At 65.7% G+C, this 18,042-nt stretch carries 12 protein-coding genes; 6 read left to right on the top strand and 6 right to left on the bottom strand.

Features of this window, described 5'->3' with window-relative positions; genetic code table 11:
- The first annotated feature begins 9 nt into the window (after positions 1-9).
- A complete protein-coding gene (gene truB / locus ACPDIX_RS01000; RefSeq protein ID WP_423429904.1) occupies positions 10-747 on the top strand; it encodes a tRNA pseudouridine(55) synthase TruB in 738 nt (245 codons plus the stop codon).
- Between the two features lie 57 nt (positions 748-804).
- Positions 805-1,737, top strand: coding sequence for a bifunctional riboflavin kinase/FAD synthetase (locus ACPDIX_RS00995; RefSeq protein WP_423429903.1), 933 nt, complete (start codon positions 805-807; stop codon positions 1,735-1,737).
- Between the two features lie 15 nt (positions 1,738-1,752).
- Here ACPDIX_RS00995 and ACPDIX_RS00990 read toward each other — a convergent pair whose 3' ends face one another.
- From ACPDIX_RS00990 to ACPDIX_RS00980, 3 genes are all read right to left on the bottom strand, one after another.
- A complete protein-coding gene (locus ACPDIX_RS00990) occupies positions 1,753-3,348 on the bottom strand; it encodes an RDD family protein (RefSeq protein WP_423429902.1) in 1,596 nt (531 codons plus the stop codon).
- A 188-nt stretch (positions 3,349-3,536) separates the two neighbouring features.
- The gene (locus tag ACPDIX_RS00985; RefSeq protein ID WP_423429901.1) at positions 3,537-4,013 is read right to left on the bottom strand and encodes a hypothetical protein; all 477 of its coding nucleotides are present in this window, start codon (positions 4,011-4,013) and stop codon (positions 3,537-3,539) included.
- Positions 4,010-4,573, bottom strand: coding sequence for an RNA polymerase sigma factor (locus ACPDIX_RS00980; protein WP_423429900.1), 564 nt, complete (start codon positions 4,571-4,573; stop codon positions 4,010-4,012). The genes ACPDIX_RS00985 and ACPDIX_RS00980 overlap by 4 nt, the downstream gene beginning before the upstream one ends.
- A gap of 625 nt (positions 4,574-5,198) precedes the next feature.
- On the opposite strand from ACPDIX_RS00980, the gene ACPDIX_RS00975 reads away from it, so the two are divergent.
- Both ACPDIX_RS00975 and thrS read left to right on the top strand, forming a co-directional pair.
- Positions 5,199-5,759: a 3-isopropylmalate dehydratase gene (locus ACPDIX_RS00975; RefSeq protein ID WP_423429899.1), complete on the top strand. Its 561-nt coding sequence runs from the start codon at positions 5,199-5,201 to the stop codon at positions 5,757-5,759.
- 128 nt (positions 5,760-5,887) lie between these two features.
- A complete protein-coding gene (thrS, locus tag ACPDIX_RS00970) occupies positions 5,888-7,702 on the top strand; it encodes a threonine--tRNA ligase (protein WP_423429898.1) in 1,815 nt (604 codons plus the stop codon).
- A gap of 125 nt (positions 7,703-7,827) precedes the next feature.
- On the opposite strand, the gene ACPDIX_RS00965 is transcribed toward thrS, so the two are convergent.
- The 3 genes from ACPDIX_RS00965 to ACPDIX_RS00955 all read right to left on the bottom strand — a co-directional run bounded on the left by ACPDIX_RS00965 (position 7,828) and on the right by ACPDIX_RS00955 (position 15,420).
- Positions 7,828-8,652 (bottom strand): type II secretion system protein, encoded by an 825-nt coding sequence (locus ACPDIX_RS00965; RefSeq protein ID WP_423429897.1) that lies wholly within the window; start codon positions 8,650-8,652, stop codon positions 7,828-7,830.
- A gap of 95 nt (positions 8,653-8,747) precedes the next feature.
- Positions 8,748-13,343, bottom strand: a complete 4,596-nt coding sequence (locus ACPDIX_RS00960) for a LamG-like jellyroll fold domain-containing protein (protein ID WP_423429896.1) — start codon at positions 13,341-13,343, stop codon at positions 8,748-8,750.
- A gap of 352 nt (positions 13,344-13,695) precedes the next feature.
- Entirely contained in the window at positions 13,696-15,420 is a 1,725-nt protein-coding gene (locus ACPDIX_RS00955; RefSeq protein ID WP_423429895.1) for a ThuA domain-containing protein, read from the bottom strand.
- A gap of 246 nt (positions 15,421-15,666) precedes the next feature.
- On the opposite strand from ACPDIX_RS00955, the gene xseB reads away from it, so the two are divergent.
- A complete protein-coding gene (gene xseB, locus ACPDIX_RS00950) occupies positions 15,667-15,960 on the top strand; it encodes an exodeoxyribonuclease VII small subunit (protein ID WP_423429894.1) in 294 nt (97 codons plus the stop codon).
- A gap of 47 nt (positions 15,961-16,007) precedes the next feature.
- Entirely contained in the window at positions 16,008-18,035 is a 2,028-nt protein-coding gene (locus tag ACPDIX_RS00945) for a 1-deoxy-D-xylulose-5-phosphate synthase (RefSeq protein ID WP_423429893.1), read from the top strand.
- Positions 18,036-18,042: the final 7 nt, after the last annotated feature.

Below are 18,042 nucleotides of genomic sequence, written 5' to 3'. Positions count from 1 at the left end.
GTGGATCCGATGATGGACGCTTTTACACCGTTTGACGGTGCCCTGTTGGTGGACAAACCGAAAGGCCCCACTTCGCACGACGTGGTGGCGGCCGTGCGGCGTCGGTTCAACCTGAAGAAGGTGGGGCATTGCGGCACGCTGGATCCCAATGCCACGGGCCTGCTCGTGCTCGTCCTGGGCAAGGGAACGAAGCTGGCCGAGAAGCTGATGGCGGATGACAAGGTGTACGAGGGCGAGATCCGGTTCGGTGTGACCACCGACAGTTACGACGCCGACGGCAAGGTGACGGCCACCGCGCCGGTTCCGCCGCTGACGCTGGAGCAGCTGAATCAGTGGGCGGCGACGTTTGTGGGCGACCTCATGCAGGTGCCGCCGATGGTTTCGGCGGTCAAGAAGGGGGGGGTGCCGCTGTACAAGCTGGCGCGCAAGGGGGTGGAGGTGGAACGCGAGCCGCGTCTGGTGCACATCTACCGGTTTCGGTTCACCGACTATCAGGAACCGGTCGGGCGGTTCGAACTGGCCTGCACGAAGGGCACGTACGTACGCAGCATCGCGCACGAGATCGGTCAAAAGGCCGGATGCGGGGCACATCTGGCGAGTCTGCGCCGGATCCAGTCCGGGGCGTTCCATGTCAAGGATGCTGCGCCGATGGAGGAGATCCTCAAATGGAGTCCCGAAGAACTGGAACGTCACGTGATTCCTCTGCTCGATCTGGCCCGTGCAGCCGGGTTGCTACCCTCGAAGTGACGGGCATGCCCGCCGCCCACCCGTTCCGCGCGCCCGCCCCGGCCCGTTGGGGACCCCATGAACAACTGTCGCATTGTCGAACGCCCTGAGGAGCTGCCGGCCTGCGGCAAGCGAGCGGCCTGCGCAGCCCTTGGGTTCTTTGACGGGGTGCACCTGGGCCATCAACAGGTCATCCGGCAGATGCTGGCGGAGGCACGGTCACACGACGCGTTGGCGGTGGTGGTGACGTTCGACCGGCACCCCGCCACGGTGGTGGCTCCCCAGCGTGTGCCACCGTTGATCCAGACGCAGGCCCAACGGTTGCGGACGCTGGCGGAGTTGGGGCCGGACGCCATCTGGGTGTTGCGGTTCGATGCCGCGCTGAGCCGGATGCGTCCCGAGGAATTCGTCGGCCTCCTGCTGTCCGGTCTGGGCCGGCTGCGAAGCATCTGCGTGGGCGCCAATTTCCGGTTCGGCCATCGCCGGGCCGGCGATGTCCGGTTCCTGGAGGAAAGCGGCCGGCGGCACGGTTTTGCCGTCCATGCGTTTTCCGTTGTCGCGCTGGACGGCAACGTGATCAGCAGCACGCGGATTCGGCAGGCAATCGCCACCGGTCACCTGGAGGTGGCCGCTGAGATGTTGGGGCGGCCGTGGGCCCTGGCGGGTCGGGTGGTGGCGGGCGACGGCCTGGGGCGCAGGCTGGGATTTCCCACGGCGAACCTGGACGTGCAGGGTTTGGTGCTCCCTCCACGGGGCGTTTACTCGGGCCGTTGTGCCGTGGAGGGCCGGGTGTACCGGGCGGCTTTGAACGTCGGATGGCGTCCCACGGTGGCCGGCGAAAACCCCGTTCTCCGGGTGGAGGTTCATCTCTTGGATTTCGATGGTGACCTGTACGGGCGCGAGCTGGAGGTGGCGGTGCTGGAAAAGCTCCGGGACGAACAACGGTTCGAATCGCTGGAAGCGCTCCGGAGGCAGATCCGCGCCGATCTGGAGCGGATCCGGCGGGACTAGCACCAGAGATACGGGTCAGAGGCACAACAAGGGCGGGCTCTGCGGCAGCCGCACGACCACCGTGCCGACCAGTTTATCGTGCCAGCTTTGGCGATCGGGGTCCCACGCAATCCACAGGAATCCGAGGAACAGCGCGGCTGTGGACACCACGGCGCCCAGGGCGCGGACCAGGGCCACCTCCAGTCGCAGGGGTCGGCCGTCCAACCGGACCACGCGGAGTTTGAAGACGACGCCCCCAACCGTGGTGCCGCGCCAGGTCCAGAACCCTGCAAAATACAGCAGGGCAAGGAACCAACCGACGGGCGGACCACCAACCAACGCAAACAGCAGCGCCACCACCACCGCGTCCAGCAGCGCCGCGCCGAGGCGTTCGCCGAACCCGGCCCGCGGCAGGGCCCATTCGCCCCGGGGCGGCACTCGCGGCTGAGCCGGGGCAGGATCGGCCGGTGCGGACGCCGGTTCGGGCAAGGGCGATGCGGTCGGGCTTTCGATCGGCGGCGGCGTCGCTCCGGGCGGGTGCGGACCTGCCCCGGACACGGAGGGCCCGGCCCCCGGCAGTATCGTGCCGCTGCCGGGCCCCGGAGGCGCTGGAGACAATGGCGCGGCCGGCGGCGCGCCTGCGGGACCGGTCATTGCCGGTGGCGGCGCGCCGCCTCCGGATGCGGGGTTGATCTCCTGACGCAGCCCGGACCACAGAGCCACCACCGCCGCGCCCAAACCCCACAGGCCGGTGATGACAAGCGTGAGCAAACCCACAAACGGCACCAGATAAAGCGCCGTCAGCAGCAGCAGCCCCAGCACGAAGGCCCCGAGCACGGGCGCCGTTTTCAGGCCGCCGCGCAACATATGCCGGCCCAGATAGACCAGGAACCCGGCCTTGCCCACCAGGCCCGCCAGCACGACAGCCAGCAGGAGCACCGGCACCAGCAACACGCCAAAACCGGTGAGTACCAGCACGAAGCCCACGATCGGCACGAGCAACTTCGTCAGCAGGCCGAGCAGCAGCGTGCTGGCCGGCCTTTCCTCCACCGCCACGGCACACGCCTGAATCGCCCGCGGAAACAGCAGAACCAGCAGAAGGTAGAAAAACGCCAGGATGGCGTAGCCGAGCCAGACCCATCCCACGGCTAGGGACAACGGGCGCATCTTCAGCACACATTCACGGATCCACGTGGCCAGGCCGCCCAGTCCCCAATGCCCCAACTGGATTTCCTGCACCTGGCCACGGAGCTCGGCCGCCGGATCCACCGTGACACGACCGCCCACGCTGACGACCTCCCCTTGGACGCGGGCGCCCGATAGCAACGCCACGGAGCCTCCCACAGCCACCACGTCACCGTCCACGGGGCCGTCCACCTCCACGTCCCCGGCCACGGCCACCACGGTATCCGTCACATGGCCGCGGACCTTTGCGTTGCCAAAGATGGCCACGACCACCTCGGCCGCGGCTCCCGGCTCCAAAACAACGTCCTTCCCCATTCCCAACAACACTTCGTGCCGGGTGCGCCCCGGCTCCGCCGCGCCCGGGGCATCCCAGCGTACCAGGGCGGCGTGCATGGGCTCCTGGGCCCGGGCCAGCGCGTACATCAGCAGCAAAAGCCAGGCAAGCATCCCGCACACGGTTCCGAGCCGGCGCGTCCGTCTCCGCCTGCCGCCCGTGCTTCCGGGGACGTCGGGCGTGTCGGATGGATACGAATCGCTCAATGTTGTTTCGACCGGTTGCGCCCGGCTCGCTTTCGCGGACGGACGGCAAAAGCCGGGGTGCAGAAACAAGGGAGCGGTTTGAAAGGGCGGAGTTTTCATGAGTGATACTCTCCGGGGCGGATCTGAGCGGAAACCAGTTGCAACAGCCGGACGTAACCGGCGGCCAGCAAGGCCGCCGCGGTTCCGGCCAAAAACAGGACGCACATCAGCAGAAATCGGGGGGCGGCAGTCGTGGGCAGCCATTGTTCAGCCAGACCTTGCGCGACCGCACCCGCCGCCCGCCAGAGGGCCCACACCGGTTTGCCTGCGGCTGCAAGAGCCTCTCCGGCGGGTTCCCACAGGCAAACCGTGCCGAGCCAGCCGCTCAGCCCGGCCAAGGCCGCCAAGGCCAGGAAAACCGCGGCGCGTACTGTCCACGGCCACGCACTCCAGCCGCGGACCGAGTGCGGATCGGCCTGGGGCAGCGCCGACAGGATCCGGGGCAACAGCGTGGGCGGCGCGGGCACGGGCTCCAGCTCGTTCAGGAGCCGGTGCAGGGTGGCTTCCCATTCTTTCTCCTCGTATCGTTTCATTTCGTCAGATCGTCAATCTCGGCTCCGAGCCGGACCCGGAGTTTGCGGCCCAATGCCAGGCGTGCCCGGTGGATGTCGGTTTTGACCTTGCCCAGGGAGATCCCCAGTTCGCGCGCGATCTCCTCGTAGCTCATGCCTTCCATATGGTACAGCACCAGCGGGATTCGCTGGTGATCGGGCAGGGACATCAAGGCCTGGTGTACCCAGGTGCGGCGGTCGCCGGGCTCTCCCGGAGGCGAGGCGGCAGCCGGATCGGGAAAGTCCGGCGGTCCCGGGTTCTCCTCGTCTGCCTCCTCGGCTCCGGTCATCTCTGAAAAGAACAGCCACCGGTTGCGGTACCGGGTCAGATGGGTCAGGGCAAGGCGCGTGGTCACGGTCCGCAACCAGCCGCGGGCGGTGTTGCTGTGGGCGAGGTCGCCAAACCGTTGCCAGGCGCGGATGAAAACCTCCTGGGCGACGTCCTCCGCCGCGCCGGCGTCGCCCAACAACCGCAGGGCGGTCGAGTACACCAGGTCCTGATGCTCCCGCACGAAGGCTTCGAATCGATGAGGCGGGTTCATGGCGCGGACCGACGGGGACGAGCTTGCGGCCGGGCCGGGCCGGGTCGCAATCCCGGAATGCCGGGTGGAAATTGGTTCGTGAACATGGCATGACGGTCACAGACCTCCCAAATGACGAACCCAGGTCTCGAAGGCGGGCCAGTTCCGCAAGCCGAGCCAGATCGTGCCAAACGCCCACAGCACCGAACCGACACCGGCCAACGCCAACGCGGCCATGCACCAGTGCTCGGCCGGGTGCGCGCCGCGGGCGGCGGTCCATACCCCGGGCAAAGGTGATGAGCAAGGTCCGCCCACCCGTGCCGGTGGGTTCTCCCGGGCGCACCCGTGAGTGCGCGGTGCCCGGTGGCAGCGGGCAGGGACCGTGCACCTCGGGGCGACGGACCGGGGGACCGTTCCCTTGGCTGGTGCATGGTAACGGCCCCCACGCGAACTTCGGCCGGACTGCCACATGATGTTCATGCCCCTTTCACGCGCGTGGCGTGCGGAAAGTTTCATTTTTCTTCTGAGGCCGCACGATCCGGGCGCGCGTTCGGGGCGCGACCGAATCGGGTCCAACCAGCCTGTGCTTTTGCCCGGTCCAAAACAGCGTTGCTTTCCCGGCGGTCGGCACGGCACCTTGTCCGGCATGACAAGTGTGGTGACAGGACCGGTTTACGTCGTGGGCGACAACATTGACACCGACCAGATCATCCCAGCGCAGTACCTGAATCTGGTGCCCACGATCCCGGAGGAGTACGAAAAGCTGGGCAGCTACGCGCTGTGCGGGTTGCCCGAGGACCTTTACCCGGTGCGGTACGTCAAACCGGGGGCCCTGGACAGTGAGTATCCGATCGTGGTGGCCGGACGCAATTTCGGTTGCGGCAGTTCGCGCGAGCACGCGCCGATCGCGTTGGGGTCGGCCGGTTGCCGCATCGTGCTGGCGGAGAGCTTTGCACGGATTTTTTTCCGGAACTGCGTGGCCACGGGCGAACTGTATCCCTGCGAGCTGGAGGAACGGCTTTGCGACAAGCTGCGGACCGGTGACGTCGTGACCGTGAACCTGGACGATCTGACCGTGACCGTGCAGGCCACGGGCAAGGTGCACCGGATCAAGCCCCTGGGGGACGTGCGTCCGGTGATTGATGCGGGTGGACTGTTCAACTACGCGCGAAAGACCGGGATGATTCAAACCCGTGCCGGGTCCTGAACGGAAGGCCGTGTGGCCCTCCGGGCAGCTCCTCCCCTCCTGAGAACAGTGGAATGACCATGGCTGACGCTCGACAGAGTTCGCCACCGCCTGTTTCAGACCGGAAAACGCCGCAGGAGCGCTCTCAGATGTCGGATCTGGATCGTCTGCGGCACTCATGTGCCCATGTGATGGCCACGGCCATTCTGCGTTTGTGGCCGGATACACAACTCGCCTACGGTCCACCCGTGGAGCAGGGCTTTTATTACGACCTGGAATGCTCGCATCGGATCACGCCGGAAGATTTTCCGCGGATCGAAGAGGAGATGCGCAAGGAGATTGAAGCCAATCATCCCTTCGAACGCATCGAGGTGACGCGGGAACAGGCCGTCCAGGATGCGCTGAAGGGCCGCCTGGGCGCCCTGAGCGAGAGACCGGGTCGGCCGAGTCGTTACAAACTGGACCTGATCCAGCAGATTCCGGAGGGCGAACCCATCACCTACTACCGGAACGGAGATTTCGTGGATCTCTGTGCCGGGCCGCACGTGGCCTCCACGGGCGAGATCGGCGCCTTCAAACTCACCAGCGTGGCCAGTGCATATTACAAGGGCGACGCGCGCAATCCGCAGCTTCAGCGGGTCTACGGCACGGCGTTCCGGACACGGGAGGAACTGGACCAATACTTCGCCATGTTGGAGGAGGCCAAGAAGCGCGATCACCGCAAGCTGGGGCAGGAGTTGGGGTTGTTCGCGATGGACCCCGAATATGTAGGGCCGGGACTGCCGCTGTGGCTGCCGCGCGGGGCCGTGCTCTGTGAGGAACTGGAAAAACTGGCCAAGGAAACGGAGTTCCGGGCCGGCTATCTCCGGGTCAAGACCCCCCACGTGGCACGGGAGAAGATGTACGTGACCTCCGGGCACCTGCCGTATTACACGGACAGCATGTTTCCGCCGATGGAACTCGGCGAGGAGGAAGGGGAGGCCGGCGGCGAGGCGCCGCGGGTGCGCTATTACCTGAAGGCCATGAACTGCCCGCATCATCATCGCATCTTTGCCGCCGAGCCGCGCAGTTACCGGGACCTGCCGTTGCGCCTGGCCGAGTACGGCACCTGTTACCGGTATGAGCAGAGCGGGGAACTCTTCGGCCTGATGCGGGTGCGCTGTCTGAACATGAACGATGCCCACATCTACTGCACGCCCGAGCAGTTCGCCGAGGAGTTCAACGCGGTCAATCAGATGTACCTGGAGTATTTCCGGATCTTCGGAATCGAACGCTACGTCATGCGGTTCAGCACCCATGATCCGGCCCGGCTCGGCGAGAAGTACGTCAACGAACCGGAGTTGTGGCGGCAGACCGAGGACATGGTGCGGCAGGTCCTCAAGGACTCGGGCATTCCCTATGTTGAAGTGCCCAACGAAGCCGCCTTTTACGGGCCCAAGATTGACGTGCAGGTCTGGAGCGTCATCGGACGCGAGTTCACCCTGGCGACCAACCAGGTGGACTTTGCGGTTCCCCAGCGCTTCGGACTGGTCTATCGCGACCGGGACAACACCGACAAGACGCCGCTCTGCATCCATCGTGCGCCGCTGGGAACGCACGAACGTTTCATCGGTTTCCTGATCGAGCACTACGCCGGCAACTTCCCGCTGTGGCTGTCGCCGGAGCAGGTCCGGGTCCTGACCGTCAGTGACGACGCGGCGCTGCGGGAATACGGCGAGAGCCTGGTGCGCGAGTTGCGCGACCATTTCGTGCGTGTGAACGCCGATTACGAGCCCGTCCCCATCCGGGCCAAGATCGCCGCCGCCGAAGCCGCCCACGTTCACACCATGCTCGTGGTGGGGCCGCGCGACCGCGCGGCCGGACAGGTGAGTGTGCGCGTGCACGGCAAGGGCAACCTGGGCGCCAAACCGCGGGCGGAGGTCATCGCCGACATCCTCGCCGCCATCCGCGAACGCCGGCCCTGAACGGCGGGCCGGACGTCACGGGCAGCAATCTCATCGAGGCGATTGAAAAAGGGCCGCGGTCTCACCCGGACCGCGGCCCCGTTTCCGTTCTCCTCCTCCAACCAGCGCCAGGCTGCAAAAGCGCCTCAGGGATCCAGAATCGCTTCCTGGGCGGGGTTGACCACCCAGTAACCGATCTCCAGGTGCGGATCGTTGTCGTTGTTCCACCGGGCGCGCCAGTAGTTGTTGCGCGGGTTGATGACGTCGCCACGGCGGGGACTTTCGGCGTGTCCGTCCGCGAAGAGAAGAACGGTCCGGCGGTTGTGCCGGTTCGACGGCCACTCCAACGGGTTCTTGGGATCGATGTTCCCGTCGAAACTGCCGTCGGGTTTGCTGTCTCCGAGCATGATCATGTCCGCCGGTTTCTTGACGGCACTCTCCTTGACCTCGCCGACGACGTTGACGTCGCCGCCCAGGCCCAGCTGGCGCCCGCCGCCGCTGTCGCCGGGATCCCGCAGTCCCCAGTCGTTGTAGCCGAGGGAGAAGCGGCTGCGGGAGCTGATTCCCCACGGATCCCAGCCTCCGGTGGGCATCTGCGCACCCAGGGTGGGGTTGGCGTTGGTGTCCCAGGCGCTGTTGGGGTTGGCAGCCGGGCAATAGAACACGGCGCGGTTGGTCCCCAACTGGGTGAAAAGGCGCACCGGCCAAACGTAGTAGAAGGTGGAGTTCAACCACAGACAGCCGGGGTACTTTTGGTACTCCTGCAGGTACATGAGCGTGGCGATGCCGACCTGGCGCATGTTGTTGAGGCAGCCGGTCTGTTTGGCTCGGGCCTTCGCCTTGGCCAGTGCCGGCAACAACATCCCGGCCAGGATGGCGATGATGGCGATCACCACCAGCAGTTCGATGAGCGTAAAGGCCGCTGTCCGTCCCGGTTCTCTTTTCGTTGATTCGAGCAATCGTGTTCTCATGCGGTAAACCAGACTGTCCCGACCGGCCGCTGCGGCAGCCGCATCGGGTTTGCCGGCCAGCCGGTCGGCCCGGCTGGCCGGCCCCGAACCCGACGTTACGGTACCACCAGTCGGAAGAACTTGCGCGGATTGGCCGACAACGAGATTTCGTAGGGCGAACCGGCATCCGGAACGTCCGTCCATGGGCCGGTGACCTCGTCCGCCCATTGCAGCCGGCCCTGCGACCAGATCAGTCGCAGCGTGTCGCCGTCGCGCTCGAAGCCCAGGCGCACGCCTTCGACCGCGCCCCGGGCGGCCAGATAATGCAGCCGGGCCTGGGCCTCGACAAAGGCGTTGGTGTAGACCACGAACTCGTCGAGGAACCCGATGTACTGCACGTTGTCCAGCTCGCCGGACTGGGTCAGGCCGAGGTAACGCAGACCGGCGTCGAGGTCCTGGCCACTGGGCGCGCCGGGGGGCGTGGTGGCGTAGATGGTGATGCCACCGGCTTCGGCCCCGCCGTCCATGAACAGGCGACTCTCACACGGCCGATCGTTGTACCAGATCTTGGTCATGACCACGTGATGCCAACGGCCGTCGGTGGCGTAGTTGTTGGTCACGTGGATGTCGTGCAGGTCGGACGTGCTGAAGATGAAGTCGCCTGCAGCGTTGAAGTTGCCCCAGTAAATGTCTCCGTCGAAGGGGCTTTCATGGGCCAGGATGGACGGGTTTTGCCAGGTGTTGTTTCCGTGTGTACCCACGTGGGTGGTCCGGAACCAGTACTCCACCGTGGCGGCCTTCCCCTGTTCGAGCTCCTTCGGTTGGTTGAGCTCGTCGACGCGGAGGTTGATCAGCTCCGGGATTTCCGCGCCGAAATCCACGTATTTCAGGGTGGAATTGGGGGCAGGTGGTCCCGTGAACTGGATGGCGCGGCCCAGGCCGGGGAAGGCGCCGGGTTTGCCGAGGTCGTCCGGCGTGATGCCGGGGCCGAACGTCACGGTGTAGACGCCGGCGTGCGAGCCGAGGTTTTGCAGGGGTTGGCCTGTGGTGGTTTCCTCGAACCGCAGCCAGTGGATCGGTTGATCGGCGGCCACGGCCTCAACCCACGAGGCTGGCTGCGCCGGCTTGGAAGCGGCGTGGTTCGGGTCGAAGCCGAGGGCCGCCTCGTCATGATCGTTGAAGGTGTCGCCGTCGGTATCGCGGACCAAGGGATTGGAACCCGTGTCACTCGGGCTCACGTAGGTGCCCGTGTTGGACTCCACGCCGTCGTGCAGACGGTCGCCATCCGTGTCCGGATTGAGCGGGTTGGTACCGCAGTCGGAGGCGCTGACCCAGACGCCCGTACCGGTCTCCACACCGTCCAGCAGGCCGTCGCCGTCGGTGTCCGGATTGGTCGGGTCGGTCTTGCGGAAGTATTCCCCGCGATTGTTGAGCCCGTCATTGTCCGGGTCCTGCGCGGCGTCGTCCTGCAACGGGTCCAGACCGTAACTGACCTCCCACAGGTCGGGCATGCCGTCACCGTCGGTGTCACCCAGATAGACGGACCGGTAATGGAGGCGAACCTCGGTCGGCGTCAATTCGCGGTCGTAGATGGCCACCTCATCGAGCATGCCGATGAACTGGACGTTGTCCAATTCGCCGTTGTCGGTCAGGCCGATGCGGCGGATGCCGGCGTCAATGTCCTGGTAGCTTGGATTGCCGGGCGGCGTGGTGGCGGTCAGGGTGATCCCGCCTTCTTCAGCACCGCCGTCCACGTAGAGGATGGAAACGCATGGCTGGTCGAGGTACCACTTTTTGACCATCACCACGTGGTGCCAGACGCCGTCGGTCACCGTGTAGTTGGCGTCCCGGATTGTGTGGAGGTCGTGCAGATCCGACGTGCTGAAGATGAAGTCACCGTTGGCGTTGATGTTGCCCCAGTACATGTCACCGTCGCCGGGGCTTTCTCGTGCCATGATGGATGGGTTTTGCCAGGTATTGTTCCCGTGGGTGCCGCGCTGGGTGGTCTTGATCCAGTACTCCACGGTGGTGACCTTTTCCTGCGAGGGCGGCCGAAAGTTCACCAGCTCGGGAATCTCCTGCAGGATTTCCACGTATTTGAGGGTCGAATTGGGTGCGGCAGGCCCGGTGAATTCAAGGGCCTTGCCTGCCGGGGAGATGATGACCGAGGGCACGAAGTTGTCCGCCGTGATGCCGGCGCCGTAGAGGCCGTTGAACGCGCTGCCCGCCGAGCCCGAGTTCACCACGGGCTGCGTGGGGTCGCCCTCTTCGAAGCGGTACCAGTATTTGGGACGGGAACGGGTGACTTCCTGCACCCAGTTGCCGGGGAGCGGTTCGCTTTCGGCAGAGTTGGGATCGGAACCGGCCCGGACCTCACCGCCATCCTCCCAGCCGTCGCCGTCCGTGTCGGGGTTGAGCGGGTCGGTGCCGGTGTTGGTGGGGCTGGCGTACACACCGGTGTGTGTTTCGACGCCGTCGGCGAGTGTGTCGCCGTCCGTGTCGGGGTTGAGCGGATCGGTGCCGGTGTCGGTGCTGCTGACCCACGTGCCGGTACCGGTTTCCACGCCGTCGGGCAGGCCGTCTCCGTCGGTGTCCGGGTTGGACGGGTTGGTGCCGCGCTGGTACTCGTCGAGGTTGCTCGAGCCGTCATTGTCGGGATCGGCCGAGGCGTCGTTCACCCCCGTGTTGAGACCGTAGCGGCGTTCCCACCAGTCGGGCAAACCGTCTTCGTCCACGTCGGACAAGCCGAATTGTGTGCGTTCGGCCTCGAAGTGGGCCTGGATCTGGTCGGCCGGCAGGGCCACGTCGTAGACGCGGATGATGGCAATGACGTTGGTACCGATGCCGGAGTTGCTGGGATTGCCGTTGGCATCGGTTTGCCGGGCCACGCGGAAAGGGATGGGAAAGCCGCTGGCGTCCACGGCCCAGGTGTTCAATGGATTGGTGTAGACCTCCTGGCTGCTGAGCTGGCCGTTGTAATAGGCACGGGCGGTGCGGGTGGCGCCGTCGTAGGTGTAAACGATGTGGACCCAACGTTGGAACGTCAGGGTGTTGCTGTAGCCGAGGTCGGCCCAGCCCCAACCGCCGAGGCAACCCCAGACCGGATGCACGCCGTGGCCGAAGGTGCAGTTGGAACCGTCCGGGCCGCCGCGGTGTCCCCAGGAAAACACGGTTTTCTCGTCCTGCGGGGCCGGATCCCAAATCCACGCTTCGATCGTACGGGATGCATTGCCGGTCATGCTTTCGGGCGCATTGGGCCCGTAATAGGAGGTGCCTTCCATGCCTGTGGTGCCTCCTCGAAAGGCCACACCGCGGACGCCATCCACGGTGATGACCTCCGGGACCTCCATCCAGGCGAAGAAATCGCCGGTGATGGTGCCGGTGTTCGGCCAGGCGGCCAAGGGCCCCAGAGGCAGGCCGGTGGCGTCCAGATGAATCACCGGCGGCGGGGTGGGCGTGCTCCCGGGGTTGGTGGGATCGGATCCGGACCGGACCTCGGCCCCATCGTCCCAGCCGTCGTTGTCCGTGTCGATGTCGAGCGGGTTGGTGCCGGTGTTGGTTTCGCTGACGAAAGATCCGGTGTGGGTCTCGACGCCGTCGGGCAGGCCGTCGCCGTCGGTGTCAGGGTTCAGCGGATCGGTTCCGGTGTCGTTGGCGCTGACCCAGGTGCCGGTCCCGGTCTCCACGTTGTCGGCCAGGCCGTCGTTGTCGGTGTCGGCGCTGGAGGGATTGGTTCCTTTCTGGTACTCGGCCTCGTTGGTCAGGCCATCGCCGTCACGGTCGGTCTGAGCGTCTGGCACGCCCACGTTCAGCCCGTACCGTCGTTCCCACCAGTCGGGCAGGCCGTCACTGTCCACGTCGGATAGCCCGAACTGGGCACGCTCGGCTTCGAACTGGGCTTGGACCTGCTGCGGGGTCAGGGCGACGTCATGAACCCGTATTTTGGCGATGACGTTGGTACCCACGCCGGCATTGCTGGGATTGCCGTTGGCATCGGTTTGCCGGGCCACACGGAAAGGGATGGGAAAGCCGCTGGCGTCCACGGCCCAGGTGTTCAATGGATTGGTGTAGACCTCCTGGCTGCTGAGCTGGCCGTTGTAATAGGCACGGGCGGTGCGGGTGGCGCCGTCGTAGGTGTAAACGATGTAGGCCCACCGCTGGAAGGTCAGCGTGTTGCTGTAACCGAGATCGGCCCAGCCCCAGCCGCCGAGGCAACCCCAGACGGGATGCACGCCATGGCCGAAGGTGCAGTTGGAACCGTCCGGACCGCCGCGGTGTCCCCAGGAGAACACGGTTTTCTCGTCCTGTGGGGCCGGGTCCCAAACCCAGGCCTCGATGGTCCGCGAGGCATTTCCGGCCATGGCTTCGGGTGCGTTGGGTCCGTAGTACGACGTGCCCTGCAGGCCGGTTGTGCCCCCTCGGAAGGCCACACCCCTTACACCGTCCACCTCGATCACCTCGGGAATGTCCGCCCACGGGACGAAATCCCCGCTGATCGTGCCCGTATTAGGCCAGACCGAAAGCGGGCCCAAGGGTTGTGACGTGGCGTCCAGGTTGATGACGGTCGCGGCTTGAACCGTTCCAGCTGCCAACGCCAGGCCGAGAAGGGCCAGGGTAAGAGCCGGGGAAAAGCTCGCCTGCAGCATGCGGTCGATGCGGACCGCCTCGCGCCAGACGGGAAAGGAACGTTGGGGTATGCGGGAAGGGTTCATGGTCTCCGAGAGTTCAGGGTTGATCGGTTCCCGGGCGGAAACTGTGCGACCCCACGCCGGGCCATGGCATTCACAGGTTGCCAGGGTCCTGTAGAGCAACAGGCGGTCGCGCTGCCAAACCCGGGTTCCAAAACTCACGCTGCCAGAGTTCCACATTGGGGGAAAGTCGTCATGTGGCATGAAATGGCCACAAGGGGGTGAGCGTGGAAAGGCGGCCGGGCGGGAGTGCGCTGGAGAGGCGGGTAGCGAAACGCTGGGGCCGGTGTGGTCGCACACCCGAATCCGCGCCGCGGATCGCGGGGCCGGTCCGGACGGTTCGTGTGGCCTTGAGACGCGAACGCCGCACCGCTGGTCAGGGCGCGGCGGTCGAGATGGCGGAGGCGCCGGAGGCCCGGGCAGGTTCGGCCACCCAACGAATGGCCTGTTCCAGCAGCCGGCGGTAGGCGGGGTGTTCCCATGCATGGCGGTCGTGGCCCCCTTGAAGGTAGACCCAGCGGGAAAGTCCGTTGGTCTTGGCCCAGCCGACCACCGGGCCGCTGCCCGGTTCGTCCGTCACCAAGAGGGGCTTCACGTCGGGTGCCACCCAAAAATCCTTGTACGTCTCGTCGAGGATCTCGAACTCCGTGACGCCCTGCGTGACCGGGTGATCAGGATCCGCCACGCGGACGCGGAACCGGACATCGTGACGATAACTCGAAGCCGGATACTCGCGGCCGTCCCGTTTCACAGGGTTGAAGAGGTACCTTCCGCCCAGTAACTCGGCGTAATCGTCCCAATCGGGGTAGGCTGCCAGGGCGTGATGCAGGGCCACGACGCCCTTGCCGGAAGTGGTCACCTGCACGAAACGGGCCCGGTCGGCCGGCGCGATCTCGCGCCACATGTCATAGAGCACCACCACGTCGTACTCCGGGGCGCGCTCCGGGCGAAGCCATTGGTGGGCCTGCGGATGTTCCACGATACGAAAGACCATGTTGGTCAGCCCGGCGAACAGGGCGTGGAACGGCAACCGGTCGAATCCATGGCCACCGGCGACCACAAGCAGTCGCAGCGTGCCCGGTGGGGCCGAGCGCCGGGCCTGGAGGCGGCGTTCCCAAAACGTATCGCGTGGCGACTGCGCGTGGGCGGTCAGCCAGAGATCGGCCAGCATTTGCGCGGCCCGAAGCACCTGGGACTCGAGGAACACGCGCCCTTCCTGGCCTTCCGGCCCGACTCCGCTCAGTTTTCCTTCCTTGTGGAGTCTGTAGAGCGGCTCGACCTGCCGGTGCTGGTCCTCCAGCCAACGCACCAGAAGGCGGAAGGTGCTCTCCGGATCGGCGGCTTCATCCAGCAGGCGCGCCGGTCGCATCTCTTTGCGCAGGGTTTCAACCGGCACGCCGCCGGTGCGTTCGAAGTATCCGCCATCGATCCAGGAATGGATGCCCCGGTCGGTGGTGTATCCTGCAGGGTTTTGACCCACCCAGCCGTGGTGGTGGCGGGTGGTGTGAAGCGGTTGGGTGGCATCGCCCACGAAATGGCTCAGAACGCCCATCGCGTGGAGGACATTCTCGCGGGCGTTTTGTATCTCCTCCGGGTATCCGCCAGCCGTCTCGCAGGCCCGGAGGTATGCGAAGGCGGACTTCAGGCGGGCGAATCCCTCGGCCAGCGTCCACGGAAGGAATCCGGGGAACGCGCGCGTGCGGTCACGATCTCGCGCCGGATCCACAGGCTCGAACCGTTCCGGATGGCGCGCACGCATGTTCAGGACGTGAGCCGCGAATTCGTAGCGGAAGAGGGGCAGTTGATCGGGGCGCAGTCCCAGCGGCTCCAGGTCCTCGAAGTCGAGGTAATGATCCGCCGCGGTGGCGTGGCTGAAGGTGACCTCGGCGGACACGTTGCGCCACCGATCCGGCTCGCCCGAGAGGTACAGGATCCGTTCGCGTGCGGCCGGTTCGGTTACGAAGGCGGGAAAGTTTGTGGGCAACGCACCGAGGGCCAGATCGGCGATGGCGCGGTGGACCTCGTAATCCCAGGCGCACACGGGTGAAACCAGCATTCGAACGCCCAGGAGGAGCGGGATCGTGCGGCAGACGCGTTTCATATTTGCCGCGCCATCCTAGCCGGGAAGGACCGCGGATGCAAAGGCACCGTGGGCCTCTTCGCCCGGCCGGCCGCGCGCCCGGGCGTTCGAGGGCCGGTCGGGTGCGGCCCCCTGCCGGCTCGGTGTGCCCACCCGCCCGGCTGGCCGATGGGACCGCCCGAACCTGGGCCCACCCTTCACGGAGAGGGCCGGTTCCGCTGGGGGGCTGGACGGTGGCGCGAAGTTGCCCTATGCTCCGAAAAACGTATGGCCAAGTCGTCCCAGTCAGAAACCCCGGCGGTGCCCGAGGACCTGTCGTTCGAAGCGGCGCTCGAACGGCTCGAAGCCATCGTGGAGGCGATGGAGAGCGGCCAGATGCCGTTGGAGCAGATGCTGGCGGAGTACGAGCAGGGGATGAAACTGGCCGCCGTGTGTGCGCGGAAACTGGCCGAGGCGGAGCTGAAGGTGCAGCAATTGGAAAAGAGTGCAGACGGCCAGTTCCGCCTCCGTCCGTTTGGCACGGAGGAATCGTCCGGGGAATCCGGCCCGGCGGAGGGCTGAGACCGGCCGTCCGGACGATCGAAATGTACCAACCGTTTTTTGAACCCATGAGCCGATACCTCGACATGGTGGACAGCCCCCAGCACGTGAAGAACCTGACCCTGGAACAACTGACCGTGCTGGCGCAGGAAATCCGCGAGGAGTTGATTCGTGTCCTCTCGGTCAACGGGGGACACGTCGGTCCCAACCTCGGTGTGGTGGAGCTCACCCTGGCCCTGCACCGTGTGTTCGAGACCCCGAAAGACAAGTTTGTCTGGGACGTCAGCCACCAGTGCTACGTCCATAAAATGTTGACCGGCCGAAAGAGCCGGTTCCACACGATCCGGACCACCGACGGTCTGAGCGGTTTTGCCAGTCGCAGTGAAAGTCCGCACGACTGCTACGGCGCCGGTCACGCCGGGACGGCCCTCTCGGCGGCCCTGGGCATGTGCGCGGCGCGGGACCGGCTGGGCACGGACGAACACGTGGTCTGCATCTTCGGGGATGCGGCGCTGACCAACGGCATCTCGTACGAGGCCCTCAACAACATCGCCCAGACCACGCGGCGGTTCATCGGCATTCTCAATGACAACGCCTACAGCATCGCCCGTAACGTGGGCGCCATTGCCAGCTACCTGAACCGCCTCATCACGCATCCGCGTTACAACGCCTTCTCACGCGAGTTCCAGAAGTTCCTTCTTCGACTGCCCAAGGGTGAACTGGCGCTGAAACTGGCGCACAAGGCGGAGGAAGGGTTCAAGGGCGCCATCGCCGGGGTGGGACTGCGCCCGGCCGGCAGGGAGGGCGAAAGCACGCCCGGCACCGACGGACGGGGCGGATACGGCAACCCGGTCCTGTTCGAAGAAATGGGGCTGCGTTACCTCGGTCCCATTGACGGGCACGATCTGGAGATGCTGATCACCACGCTCGAATTTGCCAAGACCTGCCAGGAACCAGTGGTGATCCACGTGCTCACGCAGAAGGGACGCGGCTTCGAGGCGGCACTGAAAAACCCGGAGAAGTTTCACGGCTCCGGCCCGTACGACATTCGCACCGGCGACTCTCCACCGGCGAAGCCGGGCACACCGCCCAACTGGCAGGATGTGTTCGGCCAGGTGCTGGTCAAGTTGTGCAGGCAGAACAACTACCTGGTGGGGATCACGGCGGCCATGCCCAGCGGAACGGGTTTGAAGTACCTGGAAAAGGCGTTCCCGGACCGGTATTTCGATGTCGGCATCGCCGAGGAACACGCGGTGATCTTTGCCGCCGGGATGGCGACCATGGGCATGCGCCCGGTCTGCGCCATTTACTCGACGTTCCTCCAGCGGGCGTATGACTGCATCCATCATGACGTATGCCTGCAGGATCTGCCGGTGATCTTCTGCATGGACCGCGCCGGCCTGTCAGCCAACGACGGCCCCACGCATCACGGGTTGTTCGACATCGCCTACCTGCGCTGCCTGCCCAACGTGATCGGGATGGCGCCCAGGAACGAGGACGAATTGCAGGACATGCTCTTCACGGCCACGCTGGAGAAGCACCCCTGCTTCATACGGTACCCGCGCGGGCCGGCCGAAGGCGTCCCCCTGAAGGAACAGCCCCAGCCCATCCCGATCGGGCAGGCCGAGGTGGTGGAGCCGTTCTCGGGCAAAGGCCATCCGCGCGCAGCGCTGTTTGCGCTGGGCAACATGCACTCGGTGGCCCGTCGCTCCGCGGAGCTCCTGCGGGCCCAGGGTTGGGACGTGGCGATCATCAACCCGCGGTTTTTCAAACCCCTGGACACCGGCACGCACGAGTTCTTTGGTCGGACGGCCGACGTCGTCGCCACCCTTGAGGATCATGTCCTCATGGGCGGATACGGCTCCGCCGTGCTGGAGCTGTACAGCGACCGCGGGATCACCACGCCGGTGGTGCGGCTGGGCTGGCCGGACCAGTTCATCGAACATGCCAGCAGCGTGGAACATCTGCGCCGGAAGTACGGCCTGACGCCCGAACGGCTGGTGGAACAGATCCGGGCTGCGTACGAGCGGGTGCGGGGTTTGACAGAACAGGTGGATCCGGCAGTGGCGCTGCCCGGGGTGGTTCAGGCCGGTTGAGTCGTTC

The organism is Limisphaera sp. 4302-co (assembly GCF_049537155.1).
In the GTDB taxonomy this organism is placed as follows: domain Bacteria; phylum Verrucomicrobiota; class Verrucomicrobiia; order Limisphaerales; family Limisphaeraceae; genus Limisphaera.
This window is presented reverse-complemented; position numbering and strand designations above follow the sequence as displayed.